Source organism: Microcoleus sp. OTE_8_concoct_300 (assembly GCF_031383065.1).
Lineage (GTDB): Bacteria > Cyanobacteriota > Cyanobacteriia > Cyanobacteriales > Microcoleaceae > Microcoleus.
The window spans coordinates 1-24334 of record NZ_JANMZH010000180.1 but is presented as its reverse complement, the minus strand read 5'-3'; the positions used below and the strand labels follow the sequence as shown (position 1 = coordinate 24334).

The 24334-nt window shown below is 46.7% G+C and carries 22 protein-coding genes; 13 read left to right on the top strand and 9 right to left on the bottom strand.

Annotated elements, in window-relative coordinates; translation table 11 throughout:
- Window positions 1-212: 212 nt before the first annotated feature.
- The 3 genes from ACUVJL_RS08785 to ACUVJL_RS08775 form a co-directional block, all read right to left on the bottom strand.
- A complete protein-coding gene (locus ACUVJL_RS08785; RefSeq protein ID WP_445245492.1) occupies window positions 213-449 on the bottom strand; it encodes a 2Fe-2S iron-sulfur cluster-binding protein in 237 nt (78 codons plus the stop codon).
- A gap of 75 nt (window positions 450-524) precedes the next feature.
- Window positions 525-1991 (bottom strand): cobyric acid synthase CobQ, encoded by a 1467-nt coding sequence (gene cobQ, locus ACUVJL_RS08780; protein WP_445245491.1) that lies wholly within the window; start codon window positions 1989-1991, stop codon window positions 525-527.
- A 136-nt stretch (window positions 1992-2127) separates the two neighbouring features.
- Complete coding sequence (locus tag ACUVJL_RS08775) at window positions 2128-3648, bottom strand: Ycf66 family protein (protein ID WP_445245490.1); 1521 nt, start codon at window positions 3646-3648, stop codon at window positions 2128-2130.
- Window positions 3649-4549: 901 nt separating this feature from the next.
- Here ACUVJL_RS08775 and ACUVJL_RS08770 point away from each other — a divergent pair.
- Window positions 4550-4990 (top strand): DUF6918 family protein, encoded by a 441-nt coding sequence (locus ACUVJL_RS08770; protein ID WP_445245489.1) that lies wholly within the window; start codon window positions 4550-4552, stop codon window positions 4988-4990.
- Between the two features lie 139 nt (window positions 4991-5129).
- On the opposite strand, the gene ACUVJL_RS08765 is transcribed toward ACUVJL_RS08770, so the two are convergent.
- The 3 genes from ACUVJL_RS08765 to ACUVJL_RS08755 form a co-directional block, all read right to left on the bottom strand.
- On the bottom strand, window positions 5130-6614 hold the full coding sequence (locus ACUVJL_RS08765) for a nickel/cobalt transporter (protein ID WP_445245488.1): 1485 nt from the start codon (window positions 6612-6614) through the stop codon (window positions 5130-5132).
- Between the two features lie 96 nt (window positions 6615-6710).
- A complete protein-coding gene (locus ACUVJL_RS08760; RefSeq protein ID WP_445245487.1) occupies window positions 6711-8117 on the bottom strand; it encodes a tetratricopeptide repeat protein in 1407 nt (468 codons plus the stop codon).
- A 102-nt stretch (window positions 8118-8219) separates the two neighbouring features.
- The gene (locus ACUVJL_RS08755; protein ID WP_445245486.1) at window positions 8220-9434 is read right to left on the bottom strand and encodes a DUF4331 domain-containing protein; all 1215 of its coding nucleotides are present in this window, start codon (window positions 9432-9434) and stop codon (window positions 8220-8222) included.
- A gap of 616 nt (window positions 9435-10050) precedes the next feature.
- Between ACUVJL_RS08755 and ACUVJL_RS08750 the strand changes: the two genes are divergently transcribed.
- From ACUVJL_RS08750 to ACUVJL_RS08735, 4 genes are all read left to right on the top strand, one after another.
- Window positions 10051-10617 (top strand): sigma-70 family RNA polymerase sigma factor, encoded by a 567-nt coding sequence (locus ACUVJL_RS08750; RefSeq protein WP_445245485.1) that lies wholly within the window; start codon window positions 10051-10053, stop codon window positions 10615-10617.
- Window positions 10618-10767: 150 nt separating this feature from the next.
- Complete coding sequence (locus ACUVJL_RS08745; RefSeq protein ID WP_445245484.1) at window positions 10768-11382, top strand: cupin domain-containing protein; 615 nt, start codon at window positions 10768-10770, stop codon at window positions 11380-11382.
- Between the two features lie 323 nt (window positions 11383-11705).
- Window positions 11706-12179: a DUF732 domain-containing protein gene (locus ACUVJL_RS08740; protein ID WP_445245483.1), complete on the top strand. Its 474-nt coding sequence runs from the start codon at window positions 11706-11708 to the stop codon at window positions 12177-12179.
- Between the two features lie 183 nt (window positions 12180-12362).
- Window positions 12363-13367 (top strand): hypothetical protein, encoded by a 1005-nt coding sequence (locus ACUVJL_RS08735; RefSeq protein WP_445245482.1) that lies wholly within the window; start codon window positions 12363-12365, stop codon window positions 13365-13367.
- A 93-nt stretch (window positions 13368-13460) separates the two neighbouring features.
- Here the strand turns inward: ACUVJL_RS08735 and ACUVJL_RS08730 are convergent, their stop codons facing one another.
- Window positions 13461-14003: an acireductone dioxygenase gene (locus tag ACUVJL_RS08730; protein ID WP_445245481.1), complete on the bottom strand. Its 543-nt coding sequence runs from the start codon at window positions 14001-14003 to the stop codon at window positions 13461-13463.
- A gap of 433 nt (window positions 14004-14436) precedes the next feature.
- Window positions 14437-15645, bottom strand: a complete 1209-nt coding sequence (locus tag ACUVJL_RS08725; protein ID WP_445245480.1) for a NupC/NupG family nucleoside CNT transporter — start codon at window positions 15643-15645, stop codon at window positions 14437-14439.
- Window positions 15646-15890: 245 nt separating this feature from the next.
- Between ACUVJL_RS08725 and der the strand changes: the two genes are divergently transcribed.
- The 8 genes from der to ACUVJL_RS08685 all read left to right on the top strand — a co-directional run bounded on the left by der (window position 15891) and on the right by ACUVJL_RS08685 (window position 23041).
- Window positions 15891-17252 (top strand): ribosome biogenesis GTPase Der, encoded by a 1362-nt coding sequence (der, locus tag ACUVJL_RS08720; RefSeq protein WP_445245479.1) that lies wholly within the window; start codon window positions 15891-15893, stop codon window positions 17250-17252.
- A 264-nt stretch (window positions 17253-17516) separates the two neighbouring features.
- Window positions 17517-18512, top strand: coding sequence for an energy-coupling factor transporter transmembrane component T family protein (locus ACUVJL_RS08715; RefSeq protein WP_445245478.1), 996 nt, complete (start codon window positions 17517-17519; stop codon window positions 18510-18512).
- A gap of 165 nt (window positions 18513-18677) precedes the next feature.
- Complete coding sequence (gene acpS / locus ACUVJL_RS08710; RefSeq protein ID WP_445245477.1) at window positions 18678-19136, top strand: holo-ACP synthase; 459 nt, start codon at window positions 18678-18680, stop codon at window positions 19134-19136.
- Window positions 19137-19171: 35 nt separating this feature from the next.
- Complete coding sequence (gene pipX / locus ACUVJL_RS08705) at window positions 19172-19441, top strand: transcriptional coactivator PipX (protein ID WP_333058020.1); 270 nt, start codon at window positions 19172-19174, stop codon at window positions 19439-19441.
- Between the two features lie 72 nt (window positions 19442-19513).
- Complete coding sequence (locus ACUVJL_RS08700) at window positions 19514-20179, top strand: YggS family pyridoxal phosphate-dependent enzyme (RefSeq protein ID WP_445245476.1); 666 nt, start codon at window positions 19514-19516, stop codon at window positions 20177-20179.
- Between the two features lie 534 nt (window positions 20180-20713).
- Window positions 20714-21328 (top strand): cell division protein SepF, encoded by a 615-nt coding sequence (locus ACUVJL_RS08695; RefSeq protein ID WP_445245475.1) that lies wholly within the window; start codon window positions 20714-20716, stop codon window positions 21326-21328.
- 221 nt (window positions 21329-21549) lie between these two features.
- On the top strand, window positions 21550-22395 hold the full coding sequence (gene proC / locus ACUVJL_RS08690) for a pyrroline-5-carboxylate reductase (protein ID WP_445245474.1): 846 nt from the start codon (window positions 21550-21552) through the stop codon (window positions 22393-22395).
- Between the two features lie 16 nt (window positions 22396-22411).
- Window positions 22412-23041 carry a hypothetical protein gene (locus ACUVJL_RS08685; RefSeq protein ID WP_445245473.1) on the top strand — a complete coding sequence of 210 codons (630 nt, stop codon included), beginning with the start codon at window positions 22412-22414 and terminating at the stop codon, window positions 23039-23041.
- A gap of 447 nt (window positions 23042-23488) precedes the next feature.
- Here ACUVJL_RS08685 and plsY read toward each other — a convergent pair whose 3' ends face one another.
- Complete coding sequence (plsY, locus tag ACUVJL_RS08680; RefSeq protein ID WP_445245472.1) at window positions 23489-24169, bottom strand: glycerol-3-phosphate 1-O-acyltransferase PlsY; 681 nt, start codon at window positions 24167-24169, stop codon at window positions 23489-23491.
- Window positions 24170-24334: the final 165 nt, after the last annotated feature.

The window sequence follows — 24334 nt, the reverse complement described above, 5'->3', positions numbered from 1 at the left end:
AAGCATCGCCAAATAAATAACTTACAATTTTATTTGTTTTTGTGGGTTGGGCGTCCCGCCCGACCAAAACGGACGGGCGGGACGCCCATCCCACAAACTTGTGGAAGTTATTTAATTCTCATTCCTAAGGACTAAGGACTAAGGACTAAGGACTAAGGACTAAGGACTAATGCCAACAACCAACTGCCAACTGCCAACTGCTAAGTGACAAATTACCAAGTCGGGTCAACATACAGATTAATTGTCACTTGTTTTTTCCCAGAAGGGATGCCGGAAATACAAGCACAAATCGTATCTCCGCCGTCAATTTCTACTTCGCAAGCGTGACAAGAACCCATGAGACAGCCAGTAGGAATAGAAAGTCCTGCACGTTGGGCTACATCTAATAAAAGCTCTCCTGGTTCAGCTTCAACTGTAACATTATCTGGTAAAAAACAAACTTTTGTCATTAAATTTTAACCTCAACTTTAACAAACAATAGTTAATAGTTGACTGTTAACAGTCAACAGTCAACAGTTAACTAATTAACCTAAAATATGGTTGATATCTAAATGCTTTTCCACTGTATCTGCTAGACAGTCTAACAGAGCTTCTCGGTGTTGCCGGTAATTAGGAATACCAGTAGGCAATGTGCGGAGTCCCCGCTGCTGCCGCAAGTGATTTAACCAAGCTCGCCGCCAAGCTCCGTTGTCAAAGATGCCGTGCAGGTAAGTACCCCAAACTGATTGAGAAGTGTTGACAATTCCTAAACTCTCATCGTCAAATAGCGGTTGAGTCAAATCTGACTCTAGCATTTGCGTTCTTCCTTGATGAATTTCGTAACCGGAAACTGGCAAACCCGGTTGAGGATAGTTAGATGTTACGATTCGTTGGCGGGCAATTTTGTTCGGTGCCATCACAGTTTTCAAAGGCAGCAATCCCAATCCTGGAAATTCTCCTTTTTCTCCCTCAAGCCCTTCTCTATCCGTGATACTTTCTCCCAGCATCTGAAAGCCGCCGCAAACTCCCATGACTGTACCGCCAGCTACTAAATAATTTTGAATAGCTTTTGCCATACCTGTTTGGCGCAGCACGTGCAAATCGGAAATTGTAGTTTTAGAGCCTGGTAAAATTACGGCATCTGGATGGCCTAAATTGTCTTTTGGGCTGACATATTTGACTGTGACGGTAGTTTCCGACTCCAGGGGGTCAAAGTCGGTAAAATTAGAAAGTCGGGGCAGGCGGATGACTGAAATATTTATGTCGGTTTGAGTATTGGGAGAACGCCGATCGAGCAAATCGAGAGAATCTTCTGAGGGAAACACTTCGTCTATCCAAGGAATCACCCCAACTACCGGGATTCCCGTCCTTTCTTCTAGCCAAGTCAGCCCCGGATCTAAGATAGATTTTTGTCCTCGGAACTTATTAATAATGAATCCTTTAATTAAAGCCCGTTCGTCTGGATCGAGCAATTCCAAAGTACCGATAATGTGAGCAAAAGCACCACCGCGATCGATATCAACTACTAGCAAAGTCCGAGCATTTAAATGTTTAGCTACCCGCATATTTGTTAAATCGCGGTGTTTGAGATTAATCTCAGCAGGGCTGCCGGCTCCCTCACACACAATCATGTCAAATTCTTTGCCGAGAAATTCTAAAGATTCCCGAATAACTTGCCAGCCGAGATCGAAATACTGCTCGTAATATTGAGATGCTCGCACATTTGCGATCGCCCGGCCCTTGACAATTAATTGAGAAGTCATGTCTCCTTGTGGCTTGAGCAAAATCGGATTCATTTCTACCCAAGGTGGGATGCCCGCAGCCCAAGCTTGCACTGCTTGAGCGTACCCAATCTCTCCGCCGGCCGCTGTGACATAGGAATTCAGTGCCATATTCTGACCTTTAAACGGAGTTACCCGCCAGCCTCGCCGAGAAAAGATTCGACACAAAGCTGCAACGAGTAATGATTTCCCTGCGTGAGATGTTGTTCCCACGACCATAATTGCTTTCATAATATTAACAAAGAAGGCAGAAGGAAGAGGGCAGAAGGCAGAAGGAAGAAGGCAGAAGTAAGAAGTAAACAGTAAACAGTAAGAAGGCAGAAGGCAGAATCAAAAAAATTCTGGTTTCTACCTTTTGCTTTCTGCCTCAAGATGACGGCTTATCTTCGTCGGATACATTCTCAGACTTGGATTCAGCGGCCGGTTTAGCAGTTTCGACTAGATCCGGAGTGGGGGGATTCGGGCGAATCAATTCGGGTTGTTCTCCCTCAGAAGATGGTTTTTGATCGGTGGATTCGATCGACATAACTGCTACCGAAACCACTTCCACCTGCGCGCTCAACTCGGGATCTCCCGATGCTTCCATCTCCACAGGCGCGACAGACACCATTTCCACCACAGTCATTTCTATAGATGCTGCTGGGGCTTGTGCTTCCGGTTCACCAACCGCAGGCGGCGGTGTCTCGGTTTGGGCTGACGATGGCTCGTCGATCGGAGTTTCCCCTATGTTGTCAGAAGTCGCGGTTTCTGCCGCGAGCAACTCGGCCATTGCTTCAACATCGGTTGGAAACGGCACTCCAAGGCTGGTTTCAACAGCAGTGTTGCTGGTTTCGGCTGCCACTTCCGCCGCGGCAGAGGCTAATTCGGATTCGAGAATCTGGTCGATCCCCGGTGCAGGAATTGCCGTTATTTTAGATTCAGGTGCGATCGATTCTGGAGTCGTTGAAGGTTTTGGCGTCTGGGGAGTTGCCTCAGACTTGTTTTTACCCGCACCCCGTCCCAACATACCCCCGAGACTATTTTTGATATTGCCTAACAGACTTGCGAAACCGCCGGATTTTTTAGCTGGTTTGGCAGGAGTTGGGGCCGCCGCCGCTGCCGCCTGGGACTCTTTAACAGCTTTCCTCCATTCTGTTTCCATGTCGTCAAAATCATCGGCTTCTGGCTGCTGTTGACGCTCTGGCTGAGCCTCTGCTGGCTCCACACTTGCTGGAGAGGCAATTTCTGAAATTTTTAGAGGTAGAGGTAGAGGAGTGAAGCTGCTGGCTAATTCTGCTGGGGTTGGTGAAGTCTCAGCAGCAGGAGTTTCGACTGAAGAGACGGGTATTTCTTCAATTGCAGGTACACTCGAGTCGGGAATTGTCAAGTCAGGGGCCTGAGCACTTTCGGCTCTTGGCTCGATCGAACTTTCGGCAATAATTTCAGCTATGGGGGGAATCGTCGGCTGTTCCTCTAGCTTTACCTCGCCCTCATCAACAGCGGCTGCTGGAACCACATCAGTTTTCGGTTTGGTCGATCGAACAAACTTAGGTTTTTTCGCTGCGGGCTCTTTTTTCTTGGGAAACAAGCCCCCCAACACCCCACCGGCAGCCCCCGGCAAATTCACCGACTGAGGAATCGGCGTTTGCTCAGCAACAGGCGTCACCAGCCTGCGCAAAGTCAGAGTTTCCCAAGCAAACCAGCCCAACATAGCCACGCCCGCCATTTGACCAAGCAGGAGAGCACCAGTAATTCGTCCCGCACAAGCCCATAAAATTAACGCATAAAAAAGCCCTACCCCGCTCCAGGTAAAATCACTTTTGCGGTGAACTTCTGGAAAAAAGAAGGCCGCCATGTAAATACTGAAGCTGCCTAGACCGACCGCCAACGCCAGAAAGTATGCAAGCATATTGTCGGTACCTCCGCTGTGTCAAATAACTTCTACGCGCTAATTCTACCTTTGAGAGAGACTCAACGGCTTCTTTCTCTCGGACAATTCTCGATTTGGAAGGAAGTTTGGCAATGCGCAGTGTAAGGGATTTAACGGATTTTACGGATGTTGACGCCAGAAGTCAAGGGTCAAGATTTTCTCACTCTCCCCCACTCCCCCTCTCCCTCTCCCCCCCTACCCCCATCACCCCCCCCTCCGTCGTGATATGTATCACTTAAGTGTGGCCGTGCGATCGCACCAAGTGACTGAAGATGTTTATATGTTGTAGGGGTAAGAGGTATTATGCCCTAGGGCATAGTATGTATTGGAGACAGTGCCATGTATGAAAAACTGTTGTTATCGGCTGCCTTAACCTTATCGCTTCAAGTATTTCCCGGACTAAGCACTTCCGCGAAATTACCGAAAAATTTGGTATTGCGAGCGAGCGATAACCCGGCTCAAACCATGAAACTTCCCCTCGTTTCAGTACCTGCCGCCCTCGGGCCGAACCCCCAATCCTAAGGATACGTGCAAGTGCGATCGAACTTACGCAGAGTCTCTCTCAGATTTTTTTCTAGCTGTTCTCTTTTCTATGACTGTTCACAAATCATCAGTTTGTTGTCAGGGCTTTAGTCCTCATTAATATCAGCTAATAAGGACTAAAGCCCTTACTACAAACCGTAGGTCAGTAACGACTAGCAGAGCCGACATTAATTCCCATAACATACTAGACCAATCTCAACATCAGGCTGTCTAGTAGAAACATTCAAACCTTAAAAAAATTGTGTAATCCTCAGTAAAGGATCAAAATAGATATATGCTCCCCAGATGGAGTTCAAAGCTAATAAGCACATTGACTATTAAATCAAGGAAAGTAAAAATGGGACTTAGCGATATTCTCTTGAATGAAAACAACAGAGGAACTGTTGTTGATGACTGTGTAAAGTTGATAGACAAACAAGTTGCAGCAGCGCCGGGATTAGGTGGTCTGGCTCTTAAAGCTGCCTACTCTACTGTCAAGGGGATACGGGCTGACTATTGCGCCCAAGTCGTCGATCAACTTCTGCCAGAAATCTCGATCGCACTCGATCCGATGTGGAGTGAAGCAGTAAACAATGGCAACCCAGTCGAATATCTAGCCCAAAGAAAAGCTATAGTGGCAGACGAATTGCTCCAGATCAGCGACAAAAGAGCCGAGAAGAGTACAAGAGCGATTGTTAAAGGCGCCTATGCCAAACTCCGCCCCTCAGCTAAGACTTACGTGGAAAAGGGAGTACCGGATTTAGCCGAAATTATTAATAAATATAATAATGCGGGCTGATAAGTGAGCAACGGCTAAAAAAACAGAATACCCAGATCCCCGACTTCTTGAAGAAGTCGGGGATATAAAAGAAGACTTATTTGTAAGTTTGGAGTTAGGCGGCAGAGTCCTAATTTTATGGTTATCCATTGCCAATTACTCACTGAGTCGCCCCCAATATTTTAAACATCGCCTGTCCGGTAATTCCCAACCCCAAAAACATTACAAACATCGCGCTCATCGCAGGCAGAAATTTGACTGCTCTTATCTGTTTTGGCAGCTTATCAAAATTCCGTTTGGCATAAACTAAGATTAATCCGATCGCGCTCAGCACTAAAGCCAATCCCAAACTAAATGCTACCACTAGCGTCATTCCCAAACCAACATTGCCCAAAGCCGACGCGCTCAACAGCATCACCAAAGCGGAAGGACAAGGCAACAAACCACCAGAAATTCCCAACGCTAATAAGCTTTTCCAAGTAATGGGAGAACCGTCAGCACCTGGCGGCAAATGCGAGTGAATGCGGCCGTCTCCGTGATCGTGGTAGTGATGAAATATATCTGCTTTTACAGGCTTAAATTCTCTCTCCCAACTTCCTCTATTTAAAAGATTTACTGGTTCCTCACGGTTTGTAGGAAGGAGTTTCGCCCTTAAAAACCAATTATTATTAAATATTTTAGTTTGGATTTTTTTGAGAAATTCAGTCCTCACTACCAACCTACTTTTGCTTCTTTCTAAGAGTAAATTAAGCCCGATGATTGCTACTAATAAACCCGAGATTAAACTCAGCCAAGGATCTAATTTTTCGGCATCAATTAAGTTAGAAGCAAACAAAGTAATTCCGCCGACAGCAAACACGCCCGCAGTGTGAGTTATTGTAGTTGTTGCTGCTAGAAATAAAGCGTGTAGGGGAGTAGCCCGCGAACCTACTAAATAAGCGCCGACTATGGTTTTTCCGTGTCCGGGCGACATCGCGTGCACGCATCCCCAAGTAAATGCTCCCGCTACTGCTAGCAGCAAACTCCAACCTGAATCCCAGATTGATTCATTTCCGGCTAACAAAAAATCCCGGTTTTGCGGCGTAAACACAAAGCTTTTTACAGCACCCGCTTGGACAATGGTAGCTTGACAGCTAGCTGTCACCACTCCAGGCAAAAACAGATGGTAATTAATCCACAATTTGTCATTTTTTGAGATAGGAATTTCATTAGGTAAACCGGGGGTTTTATTTTGAGAAGCTGCGGCCCAGGTGTAGTTTAAGATTAAGGTGCTGTGGGTATTTGGCTGCTGGATTGAACTGGCGGTTTTAGCTGCTATTTCTAGCGGTTTTACTCCTAAGGTTCCTTGAATCTTGCTACTGTTGCTAATGCGAATTTGTTGGCTAAAAAACTTTTCTAGCTGTGTTTGGTGGCTGCGAACTTCAGCAGGTTGTAGCTGGCTGTCTCGATTGTCGTCGGCGAAGTTTGTCAAGCCGGTTGGGAAAGTTAATGTTACTTCGGTTTGCAAATCGTTGACTATTATTTCTGCTACGGATAAGTCTGACCAGTGCGAGTAAACTGGTCGGGTTGAGGTTGTTAGTAATAATGAAAGTGTTAGGAAGAATAGGACGAGAAATTTTGGCGGTCGGTTTAGTTTGTATTGCATAAGTATATCCTTTTAAGAGTTTTCTCGTCGGGTGGGGGCGGGTTTATTTAAATTGTCTATATCCCATAAAATTATTGGTGAACCCGCCCCTACGGCTCAAAATTCATAACTTCCCAAACCCAATGCTTGGCGAGCTCGATCGTCAAAACTCGGGTCAATTTCCTTGGACTTTTGAAAATAAGCGCGAGATTCGGTATCCTTACCTAAAGTACGGGCGATCGCACCAGCCCGGTAAAACATAGCCGCATCGCGAATCCCCGAGCTCCGTATTTCGCCCATCACTCGATCGGCCTTTTGCCATTCCCCAGAGGCCGAAAACGCCCAAGCCAAAGTATCCAGCGTGACAGCATCCCGCCGAATTTTCACCTCCTCCTGCATTAACGCCAGCGCTTCGGCGACATCCTGCGATCGCCCTTTTTCCAGCAGCAAACGCGCCAAATCCCGGCGGTGTCCAAAACCGCGAGAGCTCAAAGCCTGTTCCTGTCGCAGCCCGGCTTCTGCTTTGTCGCGAAGTCGCCGGGATTTGATCGCATCTCCCTGCAACTCTTTCACCCTAGCCATACCGCCATCTACAGTGCGATCGAACAGCGTCGCAGCCCCTCCAGAATAGGCAGAAACCTTGCTGTAATAGCCTTCCGCCTCCCGGTAATTGCCCTGCCGCGTCTCCAAATCCGCCAAATAAATCAGCGCCAGCGGGTATCGCGGCACCAACCGCAGCGCCTCCTTTAATAGCGCTTTCGCCTGCACAAACTGCCCGCGACGCGCGTAAAATCGGCCCAAGAGCGATCGGGCCCGCGCCGAACCCCCAACCTCTCCCGGTTCCTCCGCCGCCATTGCTTGGCGGTAATCCTGCAAAACCTCAGCATCTCGGCCCTGAGACTCTCTCACCAAAGCTCTCAAAGTGAGAGAACCCAAGTTGGGAATCCGGTTAACTAATGCTTCTGCGGCTGCATTTGCCTCGCTCACTTTACCCGTGGCTAAGTGAGATGTAACTTCCAGGGCGATCGCATCTTCATTATCAGAACCCACCTGTTTAGCCAAGCGCAAAGCAGTAACAAAATCGTGTCTCGCCTCGGCAATTCGAGCTAAAACTAACAGCGCGCCTTTGTTGTCAAAAGGCAAATCGGCGATCGACCTTTGAGCCGCCTGTTCTGCCAATAAAAACCAACCGCCCTCCCCAGTAGCGCGAGCCATTTTTAAATAAGATCCCGCCAGTGCCGCCCGGTTCAAACCGCTGCGGGAATCAACAGCCAATCGCTGCTGGTAAAAAGCAATCTCTTGCTGAATAGCTTCCTTTTGATTGGGATTATTTCTCAAACTTGCCGAGAAATGATAGCGGTAATTAGCATCGAGATTTGCCGAACTTTGGTTAGAAAAATTATCTAAAATAAAACGCAAATTAGACGGTAAATTCACTACTACCATCCCAACGAAAGGGACGACTATCAGCAGCCACCACGACAAAATATCCGATTTTATTTCCAGTTTAGTTTTAGTTTTCATACATCCGCGTTAATCTGCGTTCATCTGCGGTTAAAAAAAGCATTTTCTATCAGTCATTAGCCAATCAGCAATAACTAACGACTAATGACTAATGACTAATGACTAATTAGGCAAAGCCAAATAAGGAAAATTCGGTTCTAAAGGTTTGTGTCCCTGAGCCGGATTTCCCGGAGCTCCGTTATATGAAACGTTATCGCCAACCGGAGAACCCACCAAAGCTCCCAGAGTAATATCAATAACGTCGTCCATAGGCAAACGACCTCCGATCAAACTTCCTTGAGAATTTGTCGCGCTACCGTAGCCGCTAGGTTTTGTGGTATCGATCCGCATGACATCCGGTAAGAAAGCTCCGGCGATCGCATTTGGATCGACATTATCGCGACCGTCCAAAAGATCCACAGCATTGAGAGTAGCAACAGCTTCCTGCCGCACCGGAGCAGCAGCACCGCTCAAATCCAATCTCGGAGGAATATTATTGAATGCTTCCAAAAACTCGGGAGTAACTATCAAACCCTCATTAATTGCAGGTCTCGCCAAACGCTCAAACTGTTTGAAACCACCAGCTCCGTCTCTGATAGAAACAGTTGACCAAACATCAAAAGTATTCGCCCCAGTTCCTGCTTGCAAGAACGCTTTGGGAACGCGCACAGCAATTGTATTGACGTTGTAACCTTTAGTAAAGTCGATCGCTTGACTCGGTTCCTTGAAACCTACTTTCGACCCCGTTCCCAAAGCTCCAGCGCGGACTCGGAAAAATTGTTCCACATCAAAGAAAAACGGGTCTTCCCGCAACCCAGCAAATACAGTCAAGTTAGAACCGCCCACAGGTACTGTATTCAAAACAGCATTAGAATTCAACGGAGTTGTGGCAATTAGCCCGCCATTAACTGTAGTCTTAGTAGTTGTCTCCGAGCCGCCGCGAACAACAGTTACAGCTACCGCTTGCATACCTTGATTGTTAGGCGGACTAAAGGCAAACCGCAAGATAATATCGGCGCGTCCAGTCGGGGTAGAATTCACGTCACCCACCTGCGTGATGTGAAATTGGTAGAGGGCTGTAGTGCTGAAATAATATTGATAGCGAGCTACAGACCTAGGATTTGAATTCAGGATCAATACTAAATCCCCCTCGGCGGCCCCAGAATTTTGGTCTTTTTCCCGAAATACGTAGAGGTCAGTTAAATTGACAGCGCGACCTTTGATATCTACTTCGCCGTCGTCGTGGTCGGAAGCGACAATTATCCCTGGAGTTAATAGAGCAATTAGAGCTACTTCAATAGCTAGTATGGTTCGGCGAATTTTTTTTGTCAGCTTCACTGTTAGCACCTTTATTTCAATGATATTTTTGCACAAATCAATGGTAAATAACCTGCATTCGCGGGTTTTACTTTTGTAGCAACAGGTTGAAATTTGTCAACCTTTCGGGCTTTGGCGCTGTCGTTGAGCCTTCTCTCAATTAGTATACGAAGGTTTGGCAATTTTGGATCTGTGCTGCCAGATTAATTTATGTAAAAAAGTGCGTTATTGAGGATTTATTCATTCCCGGAGTATTCTGGGGAATGCCTGCTCGGAGACAGAGCCTCCCTCCAGTGGAGCCAGAGCCTCGCTTATATGGGTTCCCAGGGTCTTCTTGGGAGCGAGCGGACAGAGATTGGGAACGAGTGGATAGCGCGGTTTTGACTGTTCAGGCTCAGGGATTTCTTCGTTCGGCATAAAGCGGATTGCTAAGTCTCAAAAAAATCACTAATTCGGTGGTAAAATTCAAGATGACTTGGGATTTTTACAATTCAAAGCACGACAAAATTAGCCAGAAAAAGCATACTCCAGCTTGTCTCCCCAACTTTTAACTTACAATTATGTTCTGTAGTAATATACGCCGAATTTTTAATTTTGGATCTGTGCAGTCAAAACAAAAAATTTTCGGTACACTGAGATGACAGGCCAAAAGTCAAGCGATGAATCGCTGCTTTTAGTGCAGATTGCCCGGAAAGACCAAACGGCATTAGCTAAACTTTACGATCGCTACGGTCGTCCAAGTTACGCTCTCGCTTACAAAATTCTGGGTTCGGTAGAAGAAGCTGAAGAAGTGGTACTCGATGTTTTTTCCCAAATTTGGCAAAAAGCAGCAACTTACGATCCTTCTCGCAGTCGAGCAGATACCTGGTTGTTCATGCTTACCCGCAGTCGTTCCCTCGATCGACTCCGAGTTTTGCAGCGAACAGTCCGGGCGGCTCAGGCTTGTATGGAAGATGCTAAAATATCCACGGACGAAATTGCAGAACCGATGGAAGATGCAATGATCGAAGAACGCAGCGAACAAGTCAAAGCAGCCCTAGAAACACTGCCTGCAGAACAGCGAATTGCGCTCGAACTCGCCTACTACCAAGGATTGACTTGCGCGGCGATCGCGGCTAAAACTGGTATTCCGACAGGTACCATCAAAACCAGAATTCGGTTGGGTATTTCTAAATTGCGTCAAGCTTTGAGCGAACAATTTTAGATTATCAAAAAACAAAATTTAAGTGTTTTAAGATCAATCTAAAATTATGGCATCTCCCATCATCCATCTTCAGTGCGAGGGCAGCAGACCCATCTCAAATTTAAAATCAACTTAGGCTGAATTACAATTAATGGCGGAAAACAGATGGAAATGATGCCAGACGAGGAGTTTAATATCCTTGCCGCCCTTCAAGCTCTCGATACCCTCGACGAGTCAGAAAATCGCGCACTTACAGAAAAATTGAGAGCATCTCCACAATTGCAAAGTGAACGGGCGGCCTGGGAAGCAGCAATTGCCGCGATCGCCTACACAGCCCCCCCAGTTGCCGTCGCGCCCGACCTCAAAAACCGCCTGTTCCAGCGCATAGCAGAACTGCCGCCAACCCCGGCAGAATCAGTCAATTTAAAGCCAATTGTTACCTCCCCAACAGAGAACAATACTCCATCTTTAATCGTGCGATCGAATGATGTAAGATGGAAATCTTATGGAGTTCCGGGAGTCTGGCTCCGCAAGCTTTACATTGACAAACAAAAGCGCGAAATTACCTGCTTGATGCGACTAGAACCAGGTAGCACATTTCCCCTGCACCGACACGCTGGCTCGGAAGAAGTGTTTGTATTAGAAGGAGATTTAATTGTAGAAGGGGAAATTTGCCATCAAGGCGACTACATTCGATCTGTTCCTGGTTCCACCCATTCGCCCCTGACACAAGGGGGATGTTTGCTGTTAATGAAAACTTCCACAGACAACGAAACGCTCGTCTGATATTATGTCCGTTGAATTTCCTGCAAGGATTTTTCGCTGGGTAGGGGCGGGTTTATGTAGATTTTTAGTCAGAATTATAGATTCAGTCCTGCACGCACTCCCACCAAAGAAACCGGGTTTTTTACCAAATCTGCGGGTTGCCAGGAAATATTTTCGTAAAAAACCCGGTTTCTCGACCCCCATGCGTAAGTCCTAAGATTGTTGGTGAAACCAGCGTTTACAAGTATTTCGGTTAATTTATCGGACACGCTATGACCCAACAAAACCCGTATTGCTCCGCATTAATCTGCGGCTAAAAATCCCAAATAGATAAGGTGAGTGCTATGCTAAATTACTGGCGTTTAACTGCTGTTCTGTCCGCCGTTATTATACAATTTGTACCCAGCGACAACAGCGCGATCGCCCAAGAGCGCGAAGGATGTTTTCTTGTCAATTCAGCGGGAGAAGTAATTAACTTAAACCAGTTGTGTTCGCCTCAAGAATCCGACATTAAGCTGACAGGAAACGATGGGAAATTTATCGAAGACTACAAACGCTTAGCAAAAAGCTACTCTCCCGAAACAACGGACAATTTACTGCAAGCAATCCAAAGAGCGCCCGGTCAAAAAATTGCCACAGCTAAAAGAATGTGTGCGGAAGCAAAATCGGGAGTTTCTCTGCCGGAGTTTAAATTAAGAGCGCTCGGGCAAGCTGTCAGTATCGAAAATCCAACTGCCAAAGAAAGTTTTCTCGCCGATGCCGATATTATTACCACTCTTGCCGCCAACCATTATTGCCCGGAATTAGCCAGTAAGTAATATCATAAACTCTGTAGGGATACGGTAGGGGACATTGGTCTCAACTTAAGACTGAAACCCTTGAGAAATATCGCTTTTACCTGAGTTTAGATCCCCCTCGCATCCGCCGAATCGTTGTCGGGACTTTAAATCAGACTCTTCCCCCAAATCATTGCGGGGGCGCCGGGGGATCGAACCCTAATAGTGAAACAGCAAACAGGTATTACGTTTGACGTGTTTGTTGACACGAAGAAGGGTAAGGGAGCATCTCAGTTTGGCTTTTACTATCCGTGTGCGAGCGTCCCCCTCGCACTCCTAAAAAATGCTTTTTACAAAACTGAGATACTCCCCACGGTAATGCCGCGTCTCTACTTGCAGCAACTTGCCATGAAATTACCGGACATGAAACATTTAAAATCAAGCTCCGCCGACTTGCGGGATTTATTCAAAGACAGCATTACAGTTAAATACCTCGCGGAACCGCTGAAATCTGTCCCCGCTTGCGAAGACGCAGCCAAATTGCGATCGTGGATGGAGGCCCGCGATTTTGACGTGCTCGGTATCGAAGAAAACGGCACGGTTTGCGGCTATGTAGAACGATCGCACTTAATGCCAGGCAAGTGCAGCGACTACCAGCAAATTTTTCACCCATCCCAATTAATTGCCGCCTCCACTCCTTTAATGGAATTGCTGCCGCTGCTGCGAGAAAAACCGAGATTATTTGTATTAGAAAGCAACAGGATCAACGGTATCGTTACCTGCGGCGATTTGCAAAAAGCACCGGTGCGGATGCTGCTGTTTGGATTGGTGACGCTTCTGGAAATGAATTTATTGCGGATCGTGCGGATTTACTTTCCCCAAGATTCTTGGCAGAAGTTCCTTAAAAGCGATCGCATCTTAGTGGCAAAACACCTTTGGGAATTGGGGCGATCCCGAAATGAAGCAATTGACTTAATCGATTACCTGCAATTCTGCGACAAGCGAGAGTTAATCCTGACTTCTGCTGAAATAGTCGATCGGCTGGGGCTCAAATCTAAACGCTACGGAGAGCGTTTTTTAAAATCAGCAGAAGCATTGAGGAACAAATTAGCTCACGCTCAAGATTTAATCAATGGTTCTTCTTGGCCAGAAGTAATTTTCTTAGCTCAGGAAATAGAAGCACTTTTGCAGCGCTGCGAAGAAATTGAAATAGCCACACCGCTTGATTAGAGAGCATTTAATGGGTAAAATGAGTTGTTAGAAAGATGCTCCCTGCGCACCTTACATTGAGTTTTTAGGAAGGTGCGCACGGCTCACCATACATTAGTTTTTAATTTTTAACTTCCTGTTAGTGTACTGAGGAACCCACCCTTGAGCAGTCGTGTAATACTGCACGGCTTTCAAGTACAACGACGGAGTGAGATAAAACCAATGTTCGGTATTTGTGGGGATTTTAATGTATTCTTCAGCTTGCAGCATTAATTGTACCTGAGAGCCGTTAGGATACACAAACCCAAAAACACATTCCCCAGCTAAAATGTGAAGAACTTCTGGATCTGTGTGGGTGTGAGTGCGATTGCTTTGAGTCATCAGCGCGTAAATCTGTGGCGAAGCGGGGTGCAGCACTTTTAAGTCGCACCACTGACATTTGTCTGCGCGCTTAAACTGTTCAAACTCGCTTTGAAATGCTGCGAGTATCTGCTGTTTTTCTGTTACATTGAGAATGTCTTGGGCTAGCAGTTCTCGAACCGCAGGATTTTCCCTCATTGGCAGACGATCGATCTGAACATTTAAAACAGCCAGTTGGCTTGCGATCGCCCCTATATCCCTATAGGTTCTACCGTTTTCTAGTTGCATAACAGCCATTGTAAACCACCTATTTATTTGGCTTTGAGGATAATTTAGTTTACTGTTTCCATCTAGTGTTACAGACTAAACTCCTGCTTATTTTCAATAATAGCCGATCGCTAAAATTCGCTGTCGGGCATCGCAAATCATCAAATCAATACCACCCATCAAATAATTTTCTGGGTTTTTTAACTTTTATTTAATAACATTTACTGTAGTTAATGTAGGGTGTGGCATAAGTACCGCACTGCTAGCCGTGTCTGGCGTGTTAAATCTGAACAAGGTAAAAAGCAGAAAACCGCTATTTGAGGTTCCGATTTTTGAGTTTTCACTCAAGGAAAATTGCTTGGGGGAGCTTGGAATCAGAATAAAAACGCCCAAAGTTAGTAGCCTCGTAACTCACGCTCCTACTGGGCTAGTACCGCACTGCTTAACTAAAAACTCAAAACTTTTAAATCAGCATCCCTGCGATACAAGCAGTCATAAAACAAGCCAAAGAGCCAGCAATTAGCGCCCTCACGCTCAACCTCGCCAAATCGCCTTGCCGCTGCGGAACCAGCGCGCCAATTCCCCCAATCTGAATCCCGATCGAACCAATATTAGAAAACCCGCATAAAGCATAAGTCGAGATAATTTGCGATCGTTCAGAAATCGCCTGTTGTTTCACCAATTCCATTAAATCTAAATAAGCAATAAACTCAGTCAAAATCGTTTTTTTTGCCAAAACAACCCCCACCTCTGCGCAATCAGCCCAAGGCACTCCCATCAGCCAAGCAACCGGAGCCATCAAATAAGCACCAATTAATTCTAGCGACAACTGAGGCAAACTAATTAGCCCTCCAAACCACCCCAAAAGCGCATTTACAAAAGCCAACAAACCCAAAAAAGCAATCAGCATAGCGGCCACATTCGCCGCCAACTTCAACCCGTCGCTAGCACCCGAAGCCGCCGCATCTACCGCATTAGCATAAACCTGGTCTACCTTCACCTCAACCTCCCCAGCAGTCAGCGACTTTTCAGTTTCTGGGTACAGCAATTTAGAAATAGCCAAAGCTGCTGGTGCAGACATCACCGACGCCGCAATTAAATGGTGAGCCGGTACTCCAAAAGAAATATAAGCTGCCATGACTCCGCCGGCAATTGTGGCAAATCCTCCTGTCATGACAGCATGGAGTTCCGAGAGCGTCATCGTCGCTAAATAAGGTTTAATTAACAAAGGAGCTTCGGTTTGCCCGACAAAGATATTCGCAGCACAAGAAAGGGTTTCGGCGCCAGAAGTTTTCATGGTTTTAATCATCAACCATGCCACTGCTTGCACAACTCGCTGCAAAATGCCGTAGTAATAAAGTATGGTGATAAACGAAGAGACAAAAATGATAGTGGGCAGCACTTTAAAAGCGATAAAGTGTTCGGCAAAAGTGTCTCCAAATACAAACTTTGCCCCGGCATCAGAAAAATTGAGAAACTGCGTCACCATATCTCCCAAAAATTTGAAGACAGCCAAACCCGGAGCAGTTTTGAGAATCAAAATAGCAAAAATTAGCTGTAAAGCAATTCCCCACAATACGGGCGACCACTTGACAGCGCGCCGATTGACTGAAAAGGCGTAGGACAAACCGACAAAAACAGCTAACCCGAATAGAGAAATAAGTCGTTCCATTTAGCAATTTTTAGAGAAGGTGCAGCAAGCATTTATCGTTACCAGGCTCTGGTAATCCAGCTTAACAGTGCGAGCGTACTTTATCTCGTTTGCGGAGGTCGCCATGAGTTCGCGGTGCGAGCCACACAGCCCCGGAGGGCGTAGAATACACGATGCAGCCCGATCGCATACAATCTGGGCCTGTTTCGCTTACAATAAAAGGCTAAACCTCAAAATTACGGCGCAGCCTAATTGCTGCTACTTTTATGTCTCTACCTATAGTTGCTATTATTGGACGCCCCAATGTAGGCAAATCGACGATCGTCAACCGTTTAGCCAACACCCAAGACGCGATCGTCCACGACGAACCAGGAATCACGCGCGATCGCACTTATAGACCAGCATACTGGGGCGATCGCGAATATCAAGTCGTAGACACCGGCGGTCTAGTATTCGACGACGAGACAGAATTTTTGCCTTTAATTCGCGAACAAGCAATGGCGGCCCTGGCAGAAGCCAGCGCAGCCATTTTCGTAGTAGACGGAAAAACCGGGGTCACCGGCGGCGACGAATCGATCGCATCTTGGCTGAGACTGCAAAAAGTCCCCGTCATTCTCGCCGTCAACAAATGCGAATCGGAAAATACAGGACTCACCCAAGCAGCCGACTTTTGGCAATTGGGACTGGGAGAACCTTTCCCTATTTCCGGCATTCACGGCAACGGCACCGGCGAATTGCTCGACAAATTAATAACTTACCTTCCTACGGAAGTATTACCAGAAGTTGAGGAAATTAAAGTAGCAATTATCGGTCGTCCCAACGTCGGCAAATCGAGTTTGTTAAACGCATTTCTCGGAGAAAATCGCGCTATAGTCAGCCCGATTTCCGGGACAACCCGCGACGCGATCGACACCTTAGTAGAACGCAACGGTAAAACCTACCGCCTGATTGACACCGCAGGAATTCGCAAAAAGAAAAACGTCGAATACGGCGCAGAATTTTTCGGGATTAACCGGGCTTTCAAAGCCATCCGCCGCGCCAACGTCATACTGTTAGTAATTGACGCAATTGACGGCGTTACGGATCAAGACCAAAAATTAGCCGATCGCATCAGCGAAGAAGGTCGAGCCTGCATCATAGTCGTCAACAAATGGGACGCCGTAGAAAAAGAATCCGACACCATATACGAGTACGAAAGAGAAGTAAGAACCAGACTTTATTTCCTCGACTGGGCAGAAATGATTTTTGTTAGCGCCATGAGTGGACAGCGAGTTGAAAAAATTATTGAATTAGTAGACAAAGCCTCCGACGAGCACAAACGTCGCGTCCCTACCGCCGTCATTAACGAAGTCATAGAAGAAGCCACAACCTGGCACTCAGCCCCAGTTACCCGCCAAGGAAAACAAGGCAAAATCTATTACGGTACTCAAGTGCGATCGCAGCCACCGACAATTGCGCTATTTGTCAACGATCCCAAACGCTTCACCGAAAATTACCGCCGCTACATGGAAAGCCAATTCCGCAAACACCTCGGCTTTACGGGTACACCAATGCGGCTGCTTTGGAGAGGCAAAAAAGTTCGCGCCACCGAAATGAGCACAACAAACAGAGCACTGCGCGTGAAGTAATTCTCGACTCTAGATTAAAGAAAAAACGCAGTTTAATGATATAAGCAAATTGCGTTTTTTTCTTTTCTCTTCCTTCTTTGTCTTCCTTCGCGTCCTTAGCGTCTTCGCGGTTAAATAAATTAGATCTCTTGTAGAAGTCCTTTTTTGATACAGAAACCGCAGATGTAAGGCCGATAAACACAGAAAAACGCAGATAATTTCCAGATAATTTTGGAATGAATGCAAGAGTTCTATTGATATTATTAAAAATCTCAAATCGACAACATGGATTTACTTCGCTCGCTTCCCATAGGACTCTACCTAGAACAACCAGTAACCTGGCTTCACCGGCTCGACTCCCGCGTAAAACTCGCCTGGTTGATGACATTTCTGATTGCGCCAATACTCGCCAATCCCATCTGGCGGTTGATGCTAGTAGGAATGTTAATCGTACTGACACTAACAGCAGCAATTCCCTTGCGCGTGTGGAAGCAGCAAATGGGACTGCTGCTGCTATTCTGCATTTTAGTATTTGGCCTGAGCGCGATCGCCCCCGACGGACTCCCCTCAGAACACCAGCCCCGCCTCCCCGCCGACGAATTAACGTTTTCCCAACAGCCCGCAACCCTTCCACCCGCACCCAAACCAAAACCCTGGTACAAACCTTTTAATTTAGGCTCAAACTTCCCCATCCTAAATCCCAAATCCCAAATCTCAAATCAACTCCCCCCACCCACAAACTACAGTTACGTTTTATTCAAACAAGGCCCGATTAAAATCACCCGCAAATCCCTAGATTTAGCTATCAACGTCAGCACCCTATTTTTCACAGTAATTTACAGCACCAACCTCTACCTTCTCACCACAGCCAGCGAAGAAATTACCTGCGCTATTGAAAACTTAATGCAGCCCCTGCGCCGCTTGCACTGGCCTGTCACCGAAATAGCGCTAACATTAACGTTATCTTTGCGGTTCATTCCCCTAGTATTGGAAGAAATACAAAATTTAGTGCGATCGGTGAGTACCCGAGCGATAAACTGGAAAAAACTCGGATTTCGTCGCGCCGCTCAAGTTTGGTTGATGATAGCCGAGCGGCTGTTAGAAAACTTGCTCCTGCGAGCTGAACAAATAGCCAGCGCCATGAAAGTTCGTGGCTTCACCAGTCCCGATCGACACCGTGTAGAATGGCACCAGTTGCAATTGAAAATCCGAGACTGGATCGCCCTCGGCTGCTTGATCGTCCTCTGGAGTGCCCGCTTGGTTTGGGGTTGGGACAGTTAAGATTTTAGATTTTAGATTTTAGATTTTAGATTGAATAATCTTGAAGGATTGGGAAGGACTGATTCGAGCGGGGTTTGGAACACGGGCCTGCATTTGAGTAAGTTTTGTCTGGTAGGCGACAGTCCTGCTAAAGTAATGGAGACAAATATTTAGAGAACCAAGACCTTGAACATCTATCTTGGGACAGATATCGTATATGTTCCGCGCATTCAAGCGGCATTAGATCGCTTTGGCGATCGCTTCCTCGAAAAAGTTTACACGCCCGCCGAACAAAGGGACTGCGGGCAACTAAATTCTCGACACAGCAGCATTAAAGGTAAAATGAATCGAGTTTCCTGCAACCAACTAGCGGGGCGCTGGGCAGCAAAAGAAGCCGTTGTCAAAGCTCTAGGCACGGGATGGCGTGGAATACGGTATCCAGATGTGGAAATTCGGCGCTCCGAAAACGGTGTTCCAAATGTGCAACTGCACGGAACCGCAGCAGCGTGCGCCTCTGTTTGGGGAAGTTGCCAGTGGCAATTGAGCCTCAGCCACGACGGAGACTATTGCACGGCTACGGCGATCGCCCTTTGTACCCCGCTCTCAAACCACGCTGTCGGGCGATCGAGCGAAACTAAAATCTAAATCTTTAATCGAAAATTGATCGATTGTGAGCGTTAATGACTACCGAAACCTACCTGAATCATCCAAACTTTGGGCTCCTCTTCAGGGTATCCCAGGTTGAAGACAGCCAAGAATTATTTACCACCCTATACGCCCAACGCCTGTTTTTTTTGGTGACAAACGGCCCTGGCGGGCTGAGATTTGAACCAATCAGCCGCTCCGACGCTCGCCTCATGGTCGAAATTCGCCTGCGAACCCTGCGTCGCAGCGGTCAATATCACGAGTACGACCAATTGCAGACCATTCACCAGCGCACGTTTCAATAACGAAAATCAGTAATTTGGTAATTGCTAACTGTCTTAATTTTCCTTACCTCCCGTCAAGAGCGTTGAACACCCATGACCATAGCCTCTCGAATTAACAGCATTCGCCAACACTTGCCCGAATCAGTGCGGTTAATTGCCGTGACCAAACAGGTACCGACTGATGCTATCCGGGAAGCATACGACGCGGGTATCCGGGATTTTGGCGAGAGTAAGGTTCAAGAGACTGCCGAAAAACAAAGCCAACTGCAAGATTTACCGGGTATCAACTGGCACTTGATCGGCCACTTGCAAGCCAACAAAGCCGCCAAAGCCCTAGAGCATTTCCACTGGATTCATTCTCTAGACAATTTAAAAATCGTTCAGCGACTTTCGCGCTTGGCGGGCGAACAGTCATGCTCTCCCCAAGTCTGCCTGCAAGTCAAAATGTTGCCCGACCCGGACAAATACGGCTGGAGCGTTCCAGAACTGCTTGCCGACCTTCCAGAACTCAACAAATGTCAGCATATCAAAATTCAAGGTTTGATGACAATACCCCCACAGGGGTTAAATGAGTCGCAAATCCTAGAATTATTTAACAGCACTCGCGAACTTGCTGACAAAATCCAGCAGCAAAATTTGCCCTGCATTCAAATGCAGCAGCTCTCGATGGGGATGTCGGGAGATTATCATTTGGCAATTCGAGCAGGTGCTACTATGGTACGCGTCGGACAAACCTTATTTGGCTCTAGGAGGGGATAAATAATTGAAATCTTCTGATAAAGACAATTTAGGTTAAATATAGAGTAGTCAGCCACCCGCGACTAACGCGCAAGGCGAGTATAGTCGGGGCCGCAAAGTCGTGAAGGAGCGTCAGTAACCCCGGTCTAAAGACACGGGGCTTGCAAGAGAAATCTGGCAAGCCGTACTGACCAGACTGAGGCTTAATTGCCTACGTTTTGAGAGTCACGACACCCTGTGGATGCGTAGCTAGTCCCCTGCTCTGTCCGAAGCACTTAAACAGTTCTAAGGTCACGCTCAACAGTGTTGCAGGTCTAACAAGCTCTCGAAACATTGTCGAAGTACAGACGACCTGGCAGGTCGTCTCTTCTACCCCATTCATGGGAGGCTCCGAGGAGCAAAATACTATGCGTACAGGATTGGAAGATTTGAAGCGGTAATTGTCCCGTTGAAAGTGCAATACAAAAGTACACCGAGTTAACTAATCCCAAGGCGGTAGTAAATCAAAAATATAAAGCCGTGCTTCTAGCACGGGGTTTCTACCCATTTTTTGTGATGAATATTTTTTCTAAACTGCGAGATTTTGTAGGCATCAACAATGAGCCTGATTACGATGATGTGTACGACGAAACCGAAGGCGAGCGGTATCAGAACTTTTACCCAGCGCCTGAACCGAACCCCGCTGCAGTCGCAGCAGAAGAAGAACGTCGTCAAAATCGTAGAATGCGGGAGCGGTCAGTAGTAGGATCGACAGGTATGGATGTCGTTGCACCAACCGGGGGAGTAGGGTCAGTAATGAATAACGTGATTGGAATGCCTGGAGCTATGAACGGGATTTCGGAAGTGGTAGTCATGGAGCCGCGCACTTTTGAAGAGATGCCGGCAGCAATTCGAGCCCTTAAGGAACGCAAGTCTGTGGTTTTGAACCTGACGGTGATGGACCCAGACCAAGCGCAAAGAGCTGTGGACTTTGTGGCGGGCGGTACTTATGCCCTTGACGGTCATCAAGAGCGAATTGGCGAAAGTATTTTCTTGTTTACGCCTAGCTGCGTGCAGGTGAGAACTCAGTCGGGTGTGGTTCACGAAGTGCCTCCAGCCCAAGGACGGCCCCGCCCTGCTGCTCCTGCACCGACAGTCTGGCCGGCAGAACAAGCTCCAATGGCTCAGTAGTTCAGTTGACAGTTGACAGTTGACAGTTGACAGTTGACAGTGGTCAGTGGTCAGTGGTGAGTAGTCAGTAGTCAGTAGTTAACAACTAATAACTGTGGAATAAAGACTGCGGATTAATAACATTAGCTAACAACTAAGTAACCAATGACAACTGACAACTGACAACTGACAACTGATAACTGATAACTCAAAAGTGACAAGTGACAACTGACAACTGACTAATGACTAACATAAAATTTGGTACGATCGGCGGCGGGGTAATGGGAGAAGCTCTCTTATCCCGCTTAATAGCACAGAAAGTTTATTTGCCTTCAGAAATATTGGTGAGCGACCCACAGCTTCAACGGCGCCAATTTTTGACGGAAACCTACGGGATTGGAACAACAGCCAGCAATCTAGAAGTTGCGGAGGCTACAGAAGTGCTGTTTTTGGCGATTAAACCGCAAGTTTTTGATACAGTAGCTTTGGAGTTGGCGGTGGCGGCCGATCGCAAACAGGGAAATAATGGAGAAACGGCTGATTCCCAGCCAGAAGCGCTGGTAGTGTCGATTTTGGCAGGAGTGCCACTGAGCAAGCTAGAACCAGCTTTTCCCGGGCGGGGAGTGCTGCGGGTGATGCCGAATACTCCAGCAACGGTAGGAGCGGGAATGAGCGCGATCGCTCCGGGAAAACTTGTTCAATCGGCTGATTTAGAATTGGTAAAGCGCATCTTTCAGGCCGTGGGAGAAGTGGTAGAAGTACCTGAGAGTATGCTGGATGCAGTGACTGGGCTTTCGGGTTCCGGGCCTGGTTATGTAGCAATTTTGATAGAGGCCTTGACAGATGGCGGAGTTTGTGCGGGTTTGCCACGGGCGATCGCCTCTCAATTAGCTTTGCAAACTGTATTCGGTACGGCGAAGCTATTGCAAGAAACGGGAATACACCCAGCAGAATTGAAAGATCGAGTTACGAGTCCCGGCGGCACAACTATTGCGGGGATTGCTAAATTAGAGAGTAGCGGTTTTCGTTCTGCGCTGATAGAAGCAGTGAAAGCAGCTTGTTTGCGTTCTCAAGAATTGGGTAAATAAAAACAGAGAATTTAAGATGGCTTATAGCGACTTCAAGCTGAAGGAACTTGTCAAGCAATTTGACTTAAATCTTAACGAAAATCAAGATTTATTTGCCGATATATCAGAAGTAGAATCTAGCGAAATCCTGAAAGTAGCGTTGAAAGAAAACGCAGGATTAGCTGTAGATATAAATACGGAAAAAGCTCGTTCCGAACTGATTATCGCACCAATTTTACTTGAAGTTAGGCGGCAATTAAATTATAAAATCGGTCTATTTTCAGGTTCCGAGTTTAATGTAGCTCCTGAAAAAGGATTAAATGGAACCTGTGATTTTTTAATGAGTTTGTCAGCGGAACGCCTGTTTATCAGCGCCCCTGTTATTACCCTTGTTGAAGCTAAAAAAGAAGATATTAAGGCTGGTTTCGGGCAGTGTGCAGCAGAGATGTTAGCGGCTCAGTTATTTAATGAGGAAGAAGGAAATCAGATTCCCATCATTTATGGAGCCGTGACATCGGGTACTGTGTGGAGATTTTTGAAGTTAGAGGGCAATATTGTTTCTATTGATGCGATCGAGTATTATCTGAGCGAGGTCGGAAAAATTTTAGGGATTTTATTAAGCGCTATACCCAAATCCCCGACTTCGCCGAAGTTGTCTGGATTCTAAAAAGGCGATCGCATTTTACATTCACAGGAGTTACGCATCAATACCAAAAAAACCGGGTTTTTCATCAGTGTTAAAGGCTAAAATGAACTATTTCCGTAAAAAACCAGGTTTCTGTATCTAGGACTAATTCAGCAACGGAGGACACGGCATTGCCGTTTCCCTAAGCTGTTGCGGCATTTAAATTGTATGTTAAAAAAAATCAAAGTCTTGTGGGGTGGGCGTCCCGCCCGCCCTGAATATACAATTTAAATGCGCGACTTCCCTAAGCTGTTGCGGCATTTAAATTGTATGTTAAAAAAAATCAAAGTCTTGTGGGGTGGGCGTCCCGCCCGCCCTGAATATACAATTTAAATGCGCGACAGCTTACCCCAAAATAATCAATCTTCCTGGATCGAATATAACCATCACCCGATTAATTGTAGTGGCGTGTCCTGACTGTGGGTAATATCAATCGCTAGTTGCTGTTTCCAATTTCTCTCCAATCCTCGGTTCAGTACCGTTCAACAACCGCTGAATATTGCTCCGATGCCGCACAATTACAAACACACCGCCCGCAATTCCAAACAATACATAAGCCAGCGGCTGATGTAAAGCAAACATCAATCCAGCCACGCTAATTGCCCCGATAATCGAGCTTAAAGAAACAATTCGCGACACCGCAAACACGATTCCGAAAATTCCGAAAGTTCCCAAACCAACTGGCCAGTACAAACCGAGCAAAACTCCCAAACTCGTAGCCACAGATTTACCGCCGGTAAACCCCAGCCAGATTGATTTGCTGTGGCCCAAAACAGCAGAGAAACCCGCCAAAGTTGCCATCCAAGGGAGGACAGTTGCAGTATTTTCTAAACCTGCGGCGGTTGCTAGCTGGCTGGTAAAATCGATCGAGTAAATGTAGTGGATTAGGACGATCGCACTTACCCCCTTCAACACATCAACCAGCAACACCCCCAACCCCGGCCACTTCCCCAAAGTCCTCAGTACGTTAGTCGCACCCGTCGAACCCGAACCAACCTGTCGAATATCAATTCCCAGCATCCATTTCCCCAAGGCGTACCCAGTCGGAATCGAACCCAGCAGATAAGCTGCTATTAACAGTGCGCCATTTAAAATTATCCAGCTAGCCATTTTTTTATTTGAGATTTCGTGTACTTATGAACTACCCCACCCTATAGAGGGATGGGGTTTCCAACTTCACAGGGAACTGCATCTAACAAAACCGAAGTCTTGCCCGGTTGTCTTACATTCCCTCCATTGGCTGTAGACCTAGTTCCTAAGTCCAATATCCGCAAG

Excerpts from the sequence above, each read along its gene's own strand:
- ACUVJL_RS08745 (WP_445245484.1), top strand. The coding sequence starts at position 10,768 with ATGATGCCAGACGAGGAGTTTAATATCCTTGCCGCCCTTCAAGCTCTC.
- ACUVJL_RS08760 (WP_445245487.1), bottom strand. The coding sequence starts at position 8,117 with ATGAAAACTAAAACTAAACTGGAAATAAAATCGGATATTTTGTCGTGG.
- ACUVJL_RS08775 (WP_445245490.1), bottom strand. The coding sequence starts at position 3,648 with ATGCTTGCATACTTTCTGGCGTTGGCGGTCGGTCTAGGCAGCTTCAGT.
- ACUVJL_RS08700 (WP_445245476.1), top strand. The coding sequence starts at position 19,514 with ATGACCATAGCCTCTCGAATTAACAGCATTCGCCAACACTTGCCCGAA.
- plsY (WP_445245472.1), bottom strand. The coding sequence starts at position 24,169 with ATGGCTAGCTGGATAATTTTAAATGGCGCACTGTTAATAGCAGCTTAT.
- ACUVJL_RS08695 (WP_445245475.1), top strand. The coding sequence starts at position 20,714 with ATGAATATTTTTTCTAAACTGCGAGATTTTGTAGGCATCAACAATGAG.
- ACUVJL_RS08740 (WP_445245483.1), top strand. The coding sequence starts at position 11,706 with ATGCTAAATTACTGGCGTTTAACTGCTGTTCTGTCCGCCGTTATTATA.
- ACUVJL_RS08725 (WP_445245480.1), bottom strand. The coding sequence starts at position 15,645 with ATGGAACGACTTATTTCTCTATTCGGGTTAGCTGTTTTTGTCGGTTTG.
- pipX (WP_333058020.1), top strand. The coding sequence starts at position 19,172 with ATGACTACCGAAACCTACCTGAATCATCCAAACTTTGGGCTCCTCTTC.
- cobQ (WP_445245491.1), bottom strand. The coding sequence starts at position 1,991 with ATGAAAGCAATTATGGTCGTGGGAACAACATCTCACGCAGGGAAATCA.
- ACUVJL_RS08750 (WP_445245485.1), top strand. The coding sequence starts at position 10,051 with ATGACAGGCCAAAAGTCAAGCGATGAATCGCTGCTTTTAGTGCAGATT.
- proC (WP_445245474.1), top strand. The coding sequence starts at position 21,550 with ATGACTAACATAAAATTTGGTACGATCGGCGGCGGGGTAATGGGAGAA.
- der (WP_445245479.1), top strand. The coding sequence starts at position 15,891 with ATGTCTCTACCTATAGTTGCTATTATTGGACGCCCCAATGTAGGCAAA.
- ACUVJL_RS08785 (WP_445245492.1), bottom strand. The coding sequence starts at position 449 with ATGACAAAAGTTTGTTTTTTACCAGATAATGTTACAGTTGAAGCTGAA.
- ACUVJL_RS08685 (WP_445245473.1), top strand. The coding sequence starts at position 22,412 with ATGGCTTATAGCGACTTCAAGCTGAAGGAACTTGTCAAGCAATTTGAC.
- ACUVJL_RS08730 (WP_445245481.1), bottom strand. The coding sequence starts at position 14,003 with ATGGCTGTTATGCAACTAGAAAACGGTAGAACCTATAGGGATATAGGG.
- ACUVJL_RS08765 (WP_445245488.1), bottom strand. The coding sequence starts at position 6,614 with ATGCAATACAAACTAAACCGACCGCCAAAATTTCTCGTCCTATTCTTC.
- ACUVJL_RS08770 (WP_445245489.1), top strand. The coding sequence starts at position 4,550 with ATGGGACTTAGCGATATTCTCTTGAATGAAAACAACAGAGGAACTGTT.
- ACUVJL_RS08715 (WP_445245478.1), top strand. The coding sequence starts at position 17,517 with ATGGATTTACTTCGCTCGCTTCCCATAGGACTCTACCTAGAACAACCA.